Source organism: Saprospiraceae bacterium (genome assembly GCA_016709995.1).
Classification (GTDB): domain Bacteria; phylum Bacteroidota; class Bacteroidia; order Chitinophagales; family Saprospiraceae; genus JADJLQ01.
Genome location: JADJLQ010000001.1, coordinates 73,730 through 88,161 on the forward strand (window position 1 = coordinate 73,730; position 14,432 = coordinate 88,161).

Consider the following 14,432-nt stretch of genomic DNA (forward strand, 5'->3'; position numbering starts at 1 on the left):
TGAACAGGGAGGTAGATTCTACTTCCCTGTTTTTATTTTAGGGAAATTGCAACTCCTTACAGATGAAGGAATTGACATTATGCCAAATACAAGCGTTTTATTTCCTTCCAAAGTCAGCAGGGTTTTCGCCCCAGGACTCGGTTTCCCATTTTACAACAGGATTGGAATATCGATTTGCTTGTAGCCAGTTGATAGCCCTGTCGACTAACTGGAAAAGGTCCTCATTTTTCCTGGTTCTAACAAGATTGGTTTTAATTCTTTTGTTTTTTACCCAACTTATTCCTGTTATCGAGTCAGAATAAATGGTCGTTTTAGGGCGATCTTTTTTTTGAAGCCATGCCAGAGCGTGGACTATAGCCAGAAACTCTCCAATATTCACGGTGCCCTCAGGGAAAGGACCCTGGTGGAACAATTTGGTACCATTGTGCAGGTCAACACCCTGGTATTCGAGGATCCCCGGATTGCCTTCACAGGCAGCATCGACGACAATACTATCCTTGACGATCGCACTAAAGTCACGAGTTTTAACGATGGATGTAGGATTGTTGCCTTTGAAAGGCCCGAGCCGATATGCCGCAAGCGCCTCTTCTGAAGAATCAAACGATTTATATCTCGCACCTTGAAAATTTTTCACCTGGGCTTCACATTTTTTCCAGTCATCATATACTCCTGGACTCATTCCTTCCCAAACAACATAGTATTTTTGTTTCTTAGCCATAAAATTCGGTTCAAATATACTATCATGTTTATAGACACCCATGCACACTTGTACAGCTCAGAGTTTGATCAGGATAGGTTACCAATGATTGACAGAGCTTTTGCAGCAGATATAACTAGTATTTATATACCCAACGTTGACTTGGATACCATTGATTTGATGCATGAAGGGTGCGAATATTCTGAAAAATTATTTCCTATGTTGGGACTTCATCCATGTAGTGTCACGGAAAACTACCGTACCGTCTTAGAGACTATGTATAAAAGATTCGATCAAAATACTTACTATGGTATAGGCGAAACAGGTATTGATCTGCATTGGGATCCATCCACGTTGGAGTTTCAAATCGAAGCGTTTAAGCTCCAATGCGCCTGGGCGGTTGAGTTTGGATTGCCTGTCATCATTCACTCCCGAGCTGCTACTTCTCTGGTGATTGAAACATTGGAACAATTGACCACCAGACCCTCGAAAGGTATCTTCCATTGTTTTGGGGGAAGTATTGAAGAAATTAATAGGATTAATAGCCTGGGCGACTATGGATTTGGTATTGGGGGAGTCCTAACTTTTAAAAATGCAGGATTAGCAGAGATATTGCCTCATATACCTATGAATAAAATAGTGCTGGAGACAGACGCTCCATATCTAGCGCCTGCTCCTTTTCGTGGCAAACGAAATGAACCAGCTTATCTTCCCCTGGTCGCTGCTAAAATGGGTGTGATTTTAAATAAGTCTGTAGAAGAAATTGGATCGATGACCACAGCCAATGCAATGAGAATATTTCAACAAGGATCTATGAGGATAATGCCGTTTATGCAATCTAACACGCGCTAACCGGCGGTGTAATCTGAGGTGGTGGATATTTTTATTCGAGTTTTGATTAGATTTTGCAGGGTTGTAATGCACCAAACCTTCGGAAGCACTCATCTTAAATGAAGGAAGAAAAGTTCTTTGAGAGGTAATTATTTTGAGGTACGCTGATTTTTGTCGAAATTTGCACTATTCAATTGCAGAATAGCTTAAGGAAAAGGTGATTTTTTACTTACACCCTTTTAAAACTTGGCTGTTCTTATCGGAAGGTTGCAAGAGCGGTTTAATTGGCACGCCTGGAAAGTGTGTGTACATCAAAAGTGTACCTAGGGTTCGAATCCCTAACCTTCCGCTTTTTTATTTAGAACATTGGTTATCAATTATTTGTAGTTTCTGCCCACGGCTATGAAAATTATCCCTCAGCAAACTGTTATCTTTTTAAAGAAAATGTGATTTATTATTTGAACTTTAATAATATTTTATATTTTTAAGCCTTCAAAAAAATTAAAACATTAAACTTATGCGAAAGATTGCTTTACTTTTTACTCTTGTAGTGATTGCCATGTTGGTTGTCAACGTTGACCTGATGGCCCAAGATGCTGTAGCCGCTCCTTCAACAGGATTCCAGATGTTGAAAGAAAAATTCATTGAGGGAAGCTGGGAATGGATGGTGCCAATACTTTTTGTATTGATTTTAGGACTTGCTTTTTGTATCGAACGAGTTATTACACTCAACGTAGCGACTGTCAATACTGACAAACTACTTTCTAAAATTGATGACAGATTGCAATCAAATGATGTAGAAGGTGCTATTGAAGTATGCAAAGCTACTCCAGGACCTGCAGCCTCCACTTTATTGGAAGGTTTGAGACATGCAGAGAAAGGGCCTGAAGCTGTTGAAAAAGCTATATCTGCTTTTGGTGGTATGCAGATGTCCTTGTTGGAAAGAGGTTTGGTTTGGATTTCACTCTTTATTGCACTTGCTCCGATGCTCGGATTCTTGGGTACTGTTGTGGGTATGGTGGCCGCATTTGACCGTATAGAAGCTGCTGGTGACATATCTCCTTCAATTGTAGCCGGGGGTATCAAAGTGGCATTGTTAACTACGATCTTTGGTCTTATTTCAGCTATTATTTTGCAGATTTTTTATAATTATATTGTTACTAAAATCGATTCAATTACCCATAAAATGGAAGAGAGTAGCATCGGTTTGGTAGATATCCTTAGTAAGAATAAGATTTTTAAATAGGAAGGATCTTTTGACTTTACTTCACTTATTTAAAATTTAAAAATCTTAATTATGGTAAACTTATATAAACTTTTGTCAGGAAGGGGTACCCTGTTTGCCTTTCTACTGTCTATTATTTTGATGGTCATTTTGGCTATTCCAATCATGAGTGGTTTGGATGGATTTAATGCGCTTCCTGCTGCAGAACAAAAAACTAGCAATATTTTTAATACCGGACTATACCTTGTATTAGCCCTTTTAGCGATTACAGTGGTAGTCACAGTCTTGTGGGCTCTAGTGCAAATGGCGATGAATCCTGCTGGTGCGAAGCATGGACTCATTTGGGTTGTTGTGATTGCAGCTCTATTTGCTCTTGGTTATTTTGTATTGAACAAACCAGATAGTGTGCAAATGCTGGATAAACTAAAGAAGTATGATGTATCTGCCTCCGCAAGTAAATTTATTGGTGGTGGTATCTGGATGATGTTATTGATGATGCTGGGTGCTTTTTTGATCTTTATTGGCTCTGAAGTCAGAAACTTATTTAAATAACTATTATGGCTAAGAAAACTAGGCAGTCCCCGGAAATCAATGCCAGCTCTATGGCGGATATTGCTTTCTTGTTGTTGATTTTCTTTCTTGTGACTACCAATATTGTGGAAGATAAAGGAGTCTTAGTGAGACTTCCTGTATGGTCCGAAGAACCTCCAGAAGACTTGGAATTAAATACAAGGAATGTATTCTCCGTTTTAGTAAATGCCCAAGATCAATTATTGGTTAGAGGCGAACCTGTTAAAATCGAAGAGCTTAAAGTAAGAGCAAAAGAATTCATAATGAATCCTTCAAAAAGGGCTGATTTAGCAGAATCTACCACAGAAGCCATCATCTCATTAAAAAATGATCGGGGTACACATTTTAAACAATACCTTGGAGTTTACAATGAATTGAAAGCTGCTTATTCAGAATTATGGAATGAAGAAGCACAAAAAAGATTTAGAAAAGAATCCGTAGAAGATTGCACAAAAGAACAGCAAAACGAGATCAGGAAGTTTATACCATTCGTTCTTTCTGAAGCTGAGCCTACCAGTTATGGTGATGAGAAATAATTTTATTTAAAACAAATCAACCTATCAATATGGCTAAATTTGCAAAAAAAAGAGCTTCTACAGGGGCAGCTATTTCGACAGCTTCTCTACCGGATATCATATTTATACTTTTGTTTTTCTTTATGGTTGTTGTAAAACTTAGAGAAACCAATTTAAAGTTAAAAACTGTTACTCCTTACGCCACTGAATTAACAAAACTAGAGAAAAAATCTTTGGTTAACACAATGTATGTTGGACGGCCCACTGCAGCATTTCAGGAACAATATGGCACCAAACCTAGGTTGCAATTAAATGATAAAATAGCCAACCTTGGGGAAATTCCGTTATTTCTGGAAAGGCATAAGGTAAAAGTCCCAGAAGGACAGAGACCTGGTATCACTACCTCTTTGAAAATAGACGGTGATGTTACCATGGGATTTGTGACGGATGTGAAAACAGAGCTTAGAAAAGCAGGTCAACTTAAATTAAATTACTCTGCTAAAAAAAGAACCGAACGATCCGGATTTTAGAAGAAAAGATTTTACTGAACATAAAAAATGCCTTTTGTTTTTACAGAAGGCATTTTTTTTGGGATAAACTATCGCAAGAATTTGGAGTTAAAGTCTATTCTTTTCGACGACACGCTCCAGTTCTTCACGGTAATTTTTTCCAATGGGCAGGAGTTTAGGTTGGCCTTTCTCAATGACTTCAACCATATTGCCCACCACAGCGCTGATCTTTTCAAGATTTACGATATAGGACCGGTGTATTCGCATAAAATTCGGAGTAGGTAGCTTCTCTTCGAGGCTTTTCATAGTCTGTAAAGTGATGATGCGTCCACTGTCCGTCTTGATGATAACATAATCTTTTAAGCCCTCTACATATTGGATCTCACTATACTTTAAGCGTATGAGTTTTTTATCAGCTTTGACAAAAATAAAGTCAGGTCCACTTTCGGGTTCCTCAGATTCCAGCAGTCCATTGCCAGATTGAGCCAAGGCTTTGTTGACAGCTTTGAGAAAACGATCAAAGGAGATCGGTTTTAACAAATAATCGACAGCATTCAATTCAAACCCATCTAGTGCATACTGACTGAAGGCAGTTGTGAAAATAATTTTAGGGGGATGTGTAAGCGATTTTGCAAATTCGATCCCTGTGATCTGTGGCATCTGGATGTCCAAAAATATAAGGTCAACTTCATGTTTGCGCAAAGCCTCACCAGCTTCAATCGCATTTTGACATTTTTTGATCAGCTTTAGTTCGGGCACTTTTTTGACAAACTCTTCGAGTATTTCAAGCGCCAGAGGTTCATCGTCCACGATAATTGTTTTCATGATAATTTGATTAAGAATCTAAATTGAGTGATAAATGTACAGTATAAGCCTGAGGTTGATCATCAATATCGATTGAATGTTCCCCTGGATAGATCAACTCGAGCCGTCGCCGGACATTAATAAGTCCTATGCCTCCTTGTGGTTTGGGCAAAATGACTGGCAGTCCACTTGATTTACTGTTTTCTATGATGAAATCTATTTTGTTGGCACTCACATTCAAAGTGACATATACGTAGGCGTCAGATAGTTGATGATTGACCCCATGTTTGAAACTATTTTCCAGGAAGGGTATAAATACCAAAGGCGCTATTTTTAGATGGTCTACCTTGCCATTTACTTTAAAATCTATATCGACAAGGTTGCTTTGACGCAAGGCTTCCAAATCCAGGTAATTTTGAATATAATTCACTTCTTTTTCAAGGGATACCCGCCTTTCGTTACATTCATAGAGCATATAACGCATCATTTCCGAGAGTTTGATGACTATTTCAGGTGCTTGATCAGACTTTTTAATAGTGAGCGCGTAGAGGCTATTCAGGGTATTGAACAAAAAATGTGGATTTATCTGAGCTTTTAGAAATTTAAGCTCTGATTGCATGTTTTGAGTTTCAAGATCCCGCATAGTCTGCTGTTGCTTAAACCAATCAACTATAATTTTACCGCTGGTAGAGAAAATAAGGAATACCATCGAAATCAAAAAAAGAGGTCCTTGTTGCACTTGAATATGACTCTGGAGCTGAGGGTACTGGACTAGTAATAGATACTGTACCAGGGTGCCTAAAGGAGTAGCTACTAACGCGAGAATGAGTAAACCTGCGAAATAAATCGTTAACTTGTTGGTATTTAAGTATTTGGGAATGAGGTAGTTAAGGTTGATATATATGAGGACTCCATACAACATTAATCGGCTGCCATTATATAAAACAGAAAGACCTAGTGAATAAGGGTTTTTATCTAATAAAATTAACAAGACAAGAAATACGATCCATATCGAGCCATGTAACCACAGTTTAGAGGTTGATATTTTTGGCAGTGAAATACTAGGTAACTCCATTGGAATAATCAATATGTAAAGGTAAGGCGTTGATTCTTAACAACTTTCAATTTATAGACCAATATTAATCCTGGCAGGACCAGTGGCTTAAAGATTAGTCATTACCTTTGCAAACTTTATTTTATTTCTGAAAGCGTATGGCGTACAAAAAAACTGAATCTTATGATGAGAAGGTCACTCTGGATCTTTCGGCACATTATCTCAAAGTTTTAGAAAACCTTGGTGAAAATCCTTTGAGAGATGGTTTGACCAAAACTCCGGAACGAGTGGCCAAGGCTATGCAATACCTTACAAAAGGATACCAGGAGGATGGAGCTCAAATATTGAGATCAGCCATGTTTGAAGAAAAATATTCTGAAATGGTCATTGTCAAAGATATTGAGTTGTATTCTTTGTGCGAGCATCATATGCTTCCATTCATAGGTAAAGCTCATGTTGCTTATATACCTAATGGAAAAATCGTCGGTTTAAGTAAGATTCCGCGTATCGTAGATGTATTCGCACGGAGACTACAGGTACAAGAGCGACTGACTGATGAAATATTACACTGTATAAATAATACTTTACATCCTCTGGGGGTTGCTGTAGTCATAGAGGCAATGCATCTATGTATGATGATGAGGGGGGTGCAGAAGCAAAACTCTGTGACTACGACTTCAGCATTTGTAGGAGAATTTAAAAATGCTGAAACCCGAACCGAATTTTTAAACCTGATCAGCGTTAAACTCTCCTGATAATGAAAGCATATGTATTCCCCGGGCAAGGAGCTCAATATCAGGGTATGGCGATCCCTTTACTTGAACGAGGTTCGGCTGCTAAAACTTGGTTTGAACAGGCCAATGATATTTTGGGATTTGATATACTTCAGGTGATGATCGATGGGAGTGATGAGGACTTACGACAAACCAGAATCACTCAACCAGCGATTTTTTTGCACTCAGTGATTACCGCACTTATTTCTGATCAGTTTGATCCAGCTGCGGTAGCGGGGCATTCATTAGGTGAATTCTCTGCCCTGGTGGCGACATGTGCTATGAGCTTTGAAGATGGCCTTCGACTGGTGCATACACGTGCTTTGGCTATGCAAGAAGCTTGCGAAATCACTCCAGGCACCATGGCTGCCATCGTAGGCATGGATAATGAACAGGTCGAGCGGGTATGTGAGGAAACACAGGGTATCGTGGTACCGGCTAATTATAATTGTCCAGGACAGCTTGTCATCAGCGGAGAATTAGAAGCAGTCGAAGCCGCTATGGCTACCCTGGTTGGCATGGGTTGTCGCAATGCTATCAAACTTTCTGTTGGTGGTGCATTTCACTCACCTTTGATGGCTTATGCTGAGGAAAAACTTAAGGAAGGGATATCCAATACTATGATTCAATCACCTTGTTGCCCTATCTATCAAAACATTGATGCTGCACCTCATGTAGATTCAGGCGAAATCAGGATCAATCTGGTCAGGCAACTTACAGGAGCTGTAAAATGGAGCCAATCGGTCGTTAATATGCTTCAGGATGGGATCACCGAATTTGTGGAAGTAGGAGGTAATGGAAAAGTCTTGTCAGGATTAATTAAGAAAGTGGATCGCAAAATACCTGTGTCTAGTCTTTAAAACCCCACACTTATGGCAAAAAAATCACCAAGGTTAAAAAGTGGCAAACTCATATTGGCAGAGCCATTTATGTTAGATCCGCATTTTAAGAGAGCCGTAGTCTTCCTATGTGAGCATGACCATAGAAATGGATCTATTGGTTTTATATTAAACAAACCCTTGAAGGTAAAAATCAATGAAATGGTGCAGGAATTTCCTGAGATAGACACTGAATTGTTTTATGGTGGGCCGGTTGGCACAGATACACTACACTATATTCATAATGTAGGTGATCTGCTGGAAGAAAGTGTACCGATCATCCGGGGTGTATATTGGGGTGGCAATTTTGAGAAACTTAAGTTTTTGATCGATCAACAACTCATCGGACCTCAGAACATCCGTTTTTTTGTAGGGTATGCAGGTTGGACTAAAGGACAATTGCTGGAAGAAATGGGGATTGGCTCATGGATTATGGCCGAGGGAGACCCTAATTATGTATTCAAGATACAAGCTCAAAAGCTTTGGAAAAAAGTGTTAAATGATAAAGGCAATACGTATGAAATCATTTCTGAAATGCCTGATCAAATCGTATGGAACTAATACCATATAGTTTTTAAAAAACATAGTTATTAAAAAACGAATAAGCTAAAATAGAATGCTTCAAATAAAAAATCTTTCACTTAGATATGGCGACCGAATCTTGCTGGACGAAATCTATGCCACCGTTTCGCCAGGAGAAAAAGTTGCACTGGTAGGAAGAAACGGTGCCGGTAAATCTACTTTACTCAAGATTATAGCCAAACTCCAAAAGCCTGACTCAGGTGAAGTAGATATCCCAAAGGATTTTAGAATAGCCTACCTTCGACAAGAGATTGATTTTGATGAACAGACTACGGTCATCCATGAAGCGATGAAGGCTTTTGACCAACTCAATGTCATCGAAACCAGGATCTCAGCATTAGAAAACAGGCTTCATGACCATTTAGATGAAAACACGATGGGAGATGTCCTGCATGAATTGGAGGATTTATACCATATGCGCCAGACCCTGGGTGGAGACACTGCACAAGCGGAAGCAGAAAGAGTGTTGACTGGACTTGGATTTAAATCAGCCGAACTGAATAAGCCATTGGCCCAATTTAGCGGTGGATGGAAGATGAGGGTCGAACTTGCTAAAATGCTTTTATGTAAACCGGACATACTCATGCTGGATGAGCCTACCAATCACCTGGACATGGATGCCATCATCTGGTTAGAAAGCTATCTCATGACCTTGAGATCTACCATATTGACAATCTCTCATGATCGGCAATTTTTGGATAATGTCTCTCATCGCACCCTTGAAATAGAACAAGGCCGGCTCAATGATTATAATGCACGATATTCTAAATACCTGGTTCAAAAAGTTGAGCGTGATCAATTGATGGAGTCTGCTTTTATCAATCAGCAGAAACTGATCGCACAAAAGGAAAAAACGATAGACCGATTCCGGGCCAAGGCCTCAAAAGCTAAAATGGCGCAATCGATGATCAAACAACTGGACAAAATGGATCGGATAGATTGGGCCCCATCTGATGTGAATAATATGGTCGTTAGATTCCCTCCGGCCCCCAGATCTGGAGAAATAGCTATCACTGCTAAAAATATTCATAAATCCTATGGGCCAAAAGAAGTACTGCATAATGTAGACTTCGTAGCCCGCCGAGGTGACCGCATTGCATTTGTAGGCCAAAACGGACAAGGAAAAACAACTTTTATAAAAATTCTAACTGCTTTAGAAAAAGCTACCGCCGGTGAAATTATTCCTGGTTATAATGTCAACATTGGCTACTACGCTCAGAATCAAGCCGAGTCACTGGCACTAAATAAAACCCTGCTAGCTACCCTCGAAGATATATCTCCGCCGGAGATGAGACCCAGGTTGAGATCAGTATTGGGAGCATTTTTATTTAGTGGTGATGATGTAGAAAAAAAAGTGAGTGTACTGAGTGGGGGGGAGCGGGCCAGGTTGGCTATGGCTTGTATGCTTCTGAGACCTATCAATTTGTTGATTCTGGATGAGCCCACTAACCACCTTGATATAGATTCTAAAAATGTATTAAAAGAAGCCCTCCTGGAATTTGAAGGCACCCTGATCCTGGTATCCCATGATAGAGAGTTCCTTCAGGATCTTACTGATAAAACGCTTGAGTTTAAAGAAGGTAACATCAAAGAATATATAGGGGATATTCAATATTATCTTTCTAAAAGAGAAATCGCAAACTTTAGAGATCTTTCCAAGTCGGGCCCTGTCGCAAAGGCTATTAAAGAAGATGTAGCTAAGTCAGGTAAACCACAACAACCTGCCCAAGCCAAGCCCAATTCAAAATTGGAGAAAGAGATAGAGACCATCGAAAAAGAAATCATGAAGATGGAACAGGTGATGGCAGGTGATAAATTTTATGAATCAGCTGAGGCGAATGTAGTTTTGGAAAAATATGCTACAGTAAAAAAGAAATTAGAAGAGAAAATAGAGCAATGGCTTAGCGCCTGATCCTGTTTTTTTACTTTAATCACGAGTGAGGAGACAGTAAGTAGACTTTTGATTTAATTATTTAGAATTGATTATCGGCCCCATTTATCCAACTGGTTCAATAGTGCTTTAAAATCCTTTGGCAATCCTGCTTCAAATTCAACCAGTTCAAAAGTAAACGGGTGTATGATCTTGAGGATGGATGCATGCAGTGGTACTCTGGCCATCAGTGGGATAGGTGTTTCCTCGGAGATACGCAGTTTTCGTTTTTTTATATTCGCTATAGTAATCGGCTCGGCACTGCCATATAACGGATCAAACGCCAATGGAAAGCCAATGCTGCTGAGATGCACCCTTATCTGGTGTGTCCGGCCGGTGTGTATGCGGACTCTGAGTAAAGAAAATTCGCGGAAAGAATCAACGACTTCATATTCTGTAAGAGAAGGCTTTCCTTTTTTATGAACCACCATTTTACCCGCCTGAAATGGATCTGCGGCTATCGCTGTGTCGATTATGCCAGACTCGAAAACAATGCCATTTACTACAGCAAGGTAAGATTTGAAGTTTTCGCTATTGGCAAATTGGTTATTTAAAATTTTGTGCGCCTCAGGATTTTTTGCAAATACGATGACCCCGCTGGTGTCCTTGTCTAATCTATGTACTACCAGTAGATCGGGATATTGAGCAGTCAGTGAGTGATACAAGGAGTCCTTATTAGCATCCCAACGATCTGGTATAGACAACATCACAGGCGGCTTGTTTACCACCAAAAGATGATCATCTTCAAATAATATTTCTATTTTAGACATGAGCTGGGATGAGTTGATTAAATTTTTTCTTACCGAGTACAAAAAACTGCCATATTAAACTTCCGTGGTAAATGCCGTGCCGGTTAAATTTTTTGCCTCTGACCATTCTATTTGTTTGTGATCTTTTTTTTATTAAATACGGCATCCAGGATAAAAGGGTACGGTAGGCTTTAAATATCGAAATACAGCCACTGAAATTGGCTTTAGATGCAAAACTTACAGCAGCCATCAGGTCCAGGATTATTCTACTGGGAAGAATAAAGATTAGTTTTAGTGTAGTCTCATTTTTAATCAGCGTAGCTATATTATTTCTGAAGTTTAAATATATCTTTTGGTTCGAATTGTATGGCAAAGTGCCACCGCCAATATGATATACCGATACACCTGGTTCTGCTACTATTTTCCAGCCCGCTCGCTTAGCACGCCAACACCAGTCTATCTCTTCCATGTGGGCAAAATATTTTGAATCAAATCCACCTAGTTCATGAAACAAACTGGCCCTAACCATCATAGCTGCACCACTAGCCCAGAATATTTCGCCACTTTGATCATACTGTCCTTCGTCTTTTTCAAAAAAATCTAAAAGTCTGCCTTTGCAAAAAGGGTACCCAAACATATCGATCCAGCCCCCTGCACCCCCTGCATGTTCGAAATGGTCGGGCTTGTTGAAAGATAATATTTTGGGCTGCAAAGCAGCGATCTGGTGGTCTTGATGCATCAATGATACCAGAGGATCGGTGGGGCCTCTCAATTCGATATCACTGTTTATTAAAAAATACAGATCGGACTCAACTTGAAGTAGTACCTGATTGTATCCCCCTGCAAAACCAAGGTTATGCTCCAGACGGATCAATCTCACACCGGGATATTGAGTAGCCACAAAGTCTATTGAGTCATCGGTGCTCGCATTGTCTCCTACGATGATCTGTGCGTGTTGAGGTGCATATTTTAATACCGAAGGCAGGAAACGTTCTAGATACTTTTTTCCATTATAGTTAAGGATGACCAACGCAACTGTTGGAGGAGGCATCATGTGTTTTGTAAAGATTCGTTGGCGAAGTAGTTTTTTATGGCCACCTGATCTTTTTTAATCTGAGCCATCAAAGAGGATGGATCAGAAAATTTCATATCATCCCTAATAAACCGTAATACTTCAACCCATGTCTGTTCACCATACAGCTCTCCATCGAAATCAAATATATTTACTTCGATCTGCAACTCTCCTTTTGGATGCGTAGTGGGACGGAGTCCGATGTACATCATACCTTCTTTGACATATTCTTTCCATTTCATTCGAACCGCATAAACGCCATGTTTTGGGATCATCTTGGATGCATCGTTGATCATGATATTGGCAGTTGGAAATCCCATCTGTCTGCCCAGTCGATCGCCGGGCACGATCCGGCCTGATATGGGGAATGGATAACCCAATAATTTTTTGGCCAGATCAAAATCCCCAATAGACAAGGCATTTCGGATCTTGGTGGATGATACGGTGGTGCCATCGATTTCAAAAGCATCTATTTGGTATACTTCGTAGTGGTATATAGATTGCAGTTCCAGCAGGATGTCCTTAGTACCAACTCTTCCCTTGCCAAATTGATGGTCATACCCGATGACGACAGCTTTGGGTTTGAAATATTTGATCAAAAAATCTTCTATATAGTCTTTGGGGCTTTGTGAGGCAAATTCAGGAGTGAAGGGCACCACCACGACATGATCTACACCCAATGATTTAAATAAGACAATTTTTTCATCCAGGGTGTTTAGCATTCTCAGGCTTTGATCGAATCTATTCAGAACCAGCCTGGGATGAGGGTGAAAGGTCACCAATACACTTTGTGTCTCGTAGCGTGTCGCATGATATAATAAACCCTCAATGATTTTTCGGTGGCCGCTATGTACGCCATCAAAAGACCCTACTGTGATGACGGAATGTTGCAGTTGTGGTATATCATCCAGACCAAAATGTACCTCCATGGATTACGATTGTATATGTATTATTGCTGTGCAAAAGTCCGAAATTCTAAGGGAATGACCATGATTAAATTTTTATACTTCATGATGACTGCCATGAATTTCGATTAAGTTAAATATGTAAGTAGTCCAGAGTTCGATTCTTTCAACCATCTATAATTTTAAATTGGTAAGTATTTGGTCAAAGTTTTAAACAAAGCTCTAATATTGCACTATGACAAGAGAAGGGTTGTTACAGTTTTTAGGTACCATTATCGATCCGCTCACCGGCCAAAACCTGGTGTTGGCCAATAGGATTCAGGATATTAAAATAGATGATCAAAGAGTACAGGTAATGCTTTCTTTTCCACCTAAGTTGGACAGCAATATCAAATCGGAGATTAATTTTAAAGTTATTGAGGAGTTTGCTAAGATTGCTCCAGGCCTTAGCATTGATTTGCATTTTGGCAATCCCGAACCTGCCCAAAAAAAGAGCTCTAATCTTCCTCAAATTAAAAATATTATAGCTGTAGCTTCCGGCAAAGGTGGAGTAGGTAAGTCTACCATTAGCGTCAATCTGGCGCTTGGCCTCAAACAGGCGGGCCTCAAAGTCGGCATATTGGATGCAGATTTATACGGTCCCAGCATACCGATCATGCTTGGCCTCAAAGGCAAAAGGCCCGAAGTGAAGCAGGTCTATGGTGTCAATAAGATCATCCCTCTTCAGGCTTATGGATTGCCGGTGATGTCTATTGGTTTTGTGGTAGAACCTGAGCAGGCAGTGGTTTTGCGAGGACCAAGGTTGGCAGGAGTTATGAAGCAGTTTTTAGAGGATTGCCTTTGGCCAGAGTTAGATGTATTGGTCATCGATCTTCCACCAGGTACCGGTGATATTCAATTGACTTTGGTGCAGACAGTTCCGGTTACAGGCGCTATTATTGTCACCACCCCTCAACAAGTATCTGTGGCCGATGCAATCAAAGCGGCCAATATGTTTCAGATGGATGGTATAGGAGTGCCTATCCTGGGTATAGTAGAAAACATGTCTTGGTTTACTCCAGCTGAACTACCAGATAAGAAATATGAAATATTTGGCAAGGGTGGAGGTCAACACCTGGCTGGCTTGTATCATACGGTACTATTACAACAAATCCCACTAGTCTTATCAGTGCGAGCGGGTGGTGATGAAGGGAGACCTTCGATCATGGATGAAGGTGAAAACGACAGTACTAAATATTTTAAATCAATGGCTGCCAATGTATTAGATCAATTAAATCTCAGAAATGAAAATATGGCACCCACACAAAAGGTGGTCATGAAGAATTAGATTAACTTTGC

General features: G+C 40.0%; 16 protein-coding genes and 1 tRNA gene. 11 read left to right on the top strand and 6 right to left on the bottom strand.

Annotated features, from left to right (window positions below; genetic code table 11):
* Positions 1–97: 97 nt before the first annotated feature.
* Positions 98–718 (bottom strand): ribonuclease H family protein, encoded by a 621-nt coding sequence (locus IPJ09_00330; GenBank protein MBK7369907.1) that lies wholly within the window; start codon positions 716–718, stop codon positions 98–100.
* Positions 719–742: 24 nt separating this feature from the next.
* Between IPJ09_00330 and IPJ09_00335 the strand changes: the two genes are divergently transcribed.
* From IPJ09_00335 to IPJ09_00360, 6 genes are all read left to right on the top strand, one after another.
* Positions 743–1,549 (top strand): TatD family hydrolase, encoded by an 807-nt coding sequence (locus tag IPJ09_00335; protein MBK7369908.1) that lies wholly within the window; start codon positions 743–745, stop codon positions 1,547–1,549.
* Between the two features lie 240 nt (positions 1,550–1,789).
* Positions 1,790–1,877: transfer RNA gene (locus IPJ09_00340), tRNA-Ser, on the top strand.
* A 168-nt stretch (positions 1,878–2,045) separates the two neighbouring features.
* Positions 2,046–2,774: a MotA/TolQ/ExbB proton channel family protein gene (locus tag IPJ09_00345; GenBank protein ID MBK7369909.1), complete on the top strand. Its 729-nt coding sequence runs from the start codon at positions 2,046–2,048 to the stop codon at positions 2,772–2,774.
* A gap of 51 nt (positions 2,775–2,825) precedes the next feature.
* Positions 2,826–3,305 (top strand): hypothetical protein, encoded by a 480-nt coding sequence (locus IPJ09_00350; GenBank protein MBK7369910.1) that lies wholly within the window; start codon positions 2,826–2,828, stop codon positions 3,303–3,305.
* A 5-nt stretch (positions 3,306–3,310) separates the two neighbouring features.
* On the top strand, positions 3,311–3,859 hold the full coding sequence (locus IPJ09_00355; GenBank protein MBK7369911.1) for a biopolymer transporter ExbD: 549 nt from the start codon (positions 3,311–3,313) through the stop codon (positions 3,857–3,859).
* Between the two features lie 29 nt (positions 3,860–3,888).
* Positions 3,889–4,368, top strand: a complete 480-nt coding sequence (locus tag IPJ09_00360; GenBank protein MBK7369912.1) for a biopolymer transporter ExbD — start codon at positions 3,889–3,891, stop codon at positions 4,366–4,368.
* 87 nt (positions 4,369–4,455) lie between these two features.
* Here IPJ09_00360 and IPJ09_00365 read toward each other — a convergent pair whose 3' ends face one another.
* Both IPJ09_00365 and IPJ09_00370 read right to left on the bottom strand, forming a co-directional pair.
* Positions 4,456–5,172, bottom strand: coding sequence for a response regulator transcription factor (locus tag IPJ09_00365; GenBank protein ID MBK7369913.1), 717 nt, complete (start codon positions 5,170–5,172; stop codon positions 4,456–4,458).
* A 10-nt stretch (positions 5,173–5,182) separates the two neighbouring features.
* Entirely contained in the window at positions 5,183–6,226 is a 1,044-nt protein-coding gene (locus IPJ09_00370; GenBank protein MBK7369914.1) for a histidine kinase, read from the bottom strand.
* A gap of 137 nt (positions 6,227–6,363) precedes the next feature.
* Between IPJ09_00370 and folE the strand changes: the two genes are divergently transcribed.
* From folE to IPJ09_00390, 4 genes are read left to right on the top strand one after another with little or no spacing between them, the layout of a single operon-like run.
* Positions 6,364–6,960 carry a GTP cyclohydrolase I FolE gene (folE, locus tag IPJ09_00375; protein ID MBK7369915.1) on the top strand — a complete coding sequence of 199 codons (597 nt, stop codon included), beginning with the start codon at positions 6,364–6,366 and terminating at the stop codon, positions 6,958–6,960.
* A 2-nt stretch (positions 6,961–6,962) separates the two neighbouring features.
* Complete coding sequence (gene fabD, locus IPJ09_00380) at positions 6,963–7,838, top strand: ACP S-malonyltransferase (protein MBK7369916.1); 876 nt, start codon at positions 6,963–6,965, stop codon at positions 7,836–7,838.
* Between the two features lie 12 nt (positions 7,839–7,850).
* Positions 7,851–8,417 (top strand): YqgE/AlgH family protein, encoded by a 567-nt coding sequence (locus IPJ09_00385; GenBank protein ID MBK7369917.1) that lies wholly within the window; start codon positions 7,851–7,853, stop codon positions 8,415–8,417.
* 55 nt (positions 8,418–8,472) lie between these two features.
* A complete protein-coding gene (locus tag IPJ09_00390; GenBank protein ID MBK7369918.1) occupies positions 8,473–10,350 on the top strand; it encodes an ABC-F family ATP-binding cassette domain-containing protein in 1,878 nt (625 codons plus the stop codon).
* Positions 10,351–10,421: 71 nt separating this feature from the next.
* On the opposite strand, the gene IPJ09_00395 is transcribed toward IPJ09_00390, so the two are convergent.
* From IPJ09_00395 to IPJ09_00405, 3 genes are read right to left on the bottom strand one after another with little or no spacing between them, the layout of a single operon-like run.
* Positions 10,422–11,138 (bottom strand): RluA family pseudouridine synthase, encoded by a 717-nt coding sequence (locus tag IPJ09_00395; GenBank protein ID MBK7369919.1) that lies wholly within the window; start codon positions 11,136–11,138, stop codon positions 10,422–10,424.
* The gene (locus IPJ09_00400) at positions 11,131–12,171 is read right to left on the bottom strand and encodes a glycosyltransferase family 2 protein (protein ID MBK7369920.1); all 1,041 of its coding nucleotides are present in this window, start codon (positions 12,169–12,171) and stop codon (positions 11,131–11,133) included. Before IPJ09_00400 ends, IPJ09_00395 begins: the two co-directional genes overlap by 8 nt.
* Entirely contained in the window at positions 12,168–13,118 is a 951-nt protein-coding gene (locus tag IPJ09_00405) for a bifunctional riboflavin kinase/FAD synthetase (GenBank protein MBK7369921.1), read from the bottom strand. Before IPJ09_00405 ends, IPJ09_00400 begins: the two co-directional genes overlap by 4 nt.
* A gap of 211 nt (positions 13,119–13,329) precedes the next feature.
* On the opposite strand from IPJ09_00405, the gene IPJ09_00410 reads away from it, so the two are divergent.
* Positions 13,330–14,421 carry an Mrp/NBP35 family ATP-binding protein gene (locus IPJ09_00410; protein ID MBK7369922.1) on the top strand — a complete coding sequence of 364 codons (1,092 nt, stop codon included), beginning with the start codon at positions 13,330–13,332 and terminating at the stop codon, positions 14,419–14,421.
* The last annotated feature ends 11 nt before the right edge of the window (positions 14,422–14,432 follow it).

Coding starts and splice junctions, on each gene's coding strand:
- IPJ09_00330 (MBK7369907.1), bottom strand. CDS start 718: ATGGCTAAGAAACAAAAATACTATGTTGTTTGGGAAGGAATGAGTCCA.
- IPJ09_00335 (MBK7369908.1), top strand. CDS start 743: ATGTTTATAGACACCCATGCACACTTGTACAGCTCAGAGTTTGATCAG.
- IPJ09_00345 (MBK7369909.1), top strand. CDS start 2,046: ATGCGAAAGATTGCTTTACTTTTTACTCTTGTAGTGATTGCCATGTTG.
- IPJ09_00350 (MBK7369910.1), top strand. CDS start 2,826: ATGGTAAACTTATATAAACTTTTGTCAGGAAGGGGTACCCTGTTTGCC.
- IPJ09_00355 (MBK7369911.1), top strand. CDS start 3,311: ATGGCTAAGAAAACTAGGCAGTCCCCGGAAATCAATGCCAGCTCTATG.
- IPJ09_00360 (MBK7369912.1), top strand. CDS start 3,889: ATGGCTAAATTTGCAAAAAAAAGAGCTTCTACAGGGGCAGCTATTTCG.
- IPJ09_00365 (MBK7369913.1), bottom strand. CDS start 5,172: ATGAAAACAATTATCGTGGACGATGAACCTCTGGCGCTTGAAATACTC.
- IPJ09_00370 (MBK7369914.1), bottom strand. CDS start 6,226: ATGGAGTTACCTAGTATTTCACTGCCAAAAATATCAACCTCTAAACTG.
- folE (MBK7369915.1), top strand. CDS start 6,364: ATGGCGTACAAAAAAACTGAATCTTATGATGAGAAGGTCACTCTGGAT.
- fabD (MBK7369916.1), top strand. CDS start 6,963: ATGAAAGCATATGTATTCCCCGGGCAAGGAGCTCAATATCAGGGTATG.
- IPJ09_00385 (MBK7369917.1), top strand. CDS start 7,851: ATGGCAAAAAAATCACCAAGGTTAAAAAGTGGCAAACTCATATTGGCA.
- IPJ09_00390 (MBK7369918.1), top strand. CDS start 8,473: ATGCTTCAAATAAAAAATCTTTCACTTAGATATGGCGACCGAATCTTG.
- IPJ09_00395 (MBK7369919.1), bottom strand. CDS start 11,138: ATGTCTAAAATAGAAATATTATTTGAAGATGATCATCTTTTGGTGGTA.
- IPJ09_00400 (MBK7369920.1), bottom strand. CDS start 12,171: ATGATGCCTCCTCCAACAGTTGCGTTGGTCATCCTTAACTATAATGGA.
- IPJ09_00405 (MBK7369921.1), bottom strand. CDS start 13,118: ATGGAGGTACATTTTGGTCTGGATGATATACCACAACTGCAACATTCC.
- IPJ09_00410 (MBK7369922.1), top strand. CDS start 13,330: ATGACAAGAGAAGGGTTGTTACAGTTTTTAGGTACCATTATCGATCCG.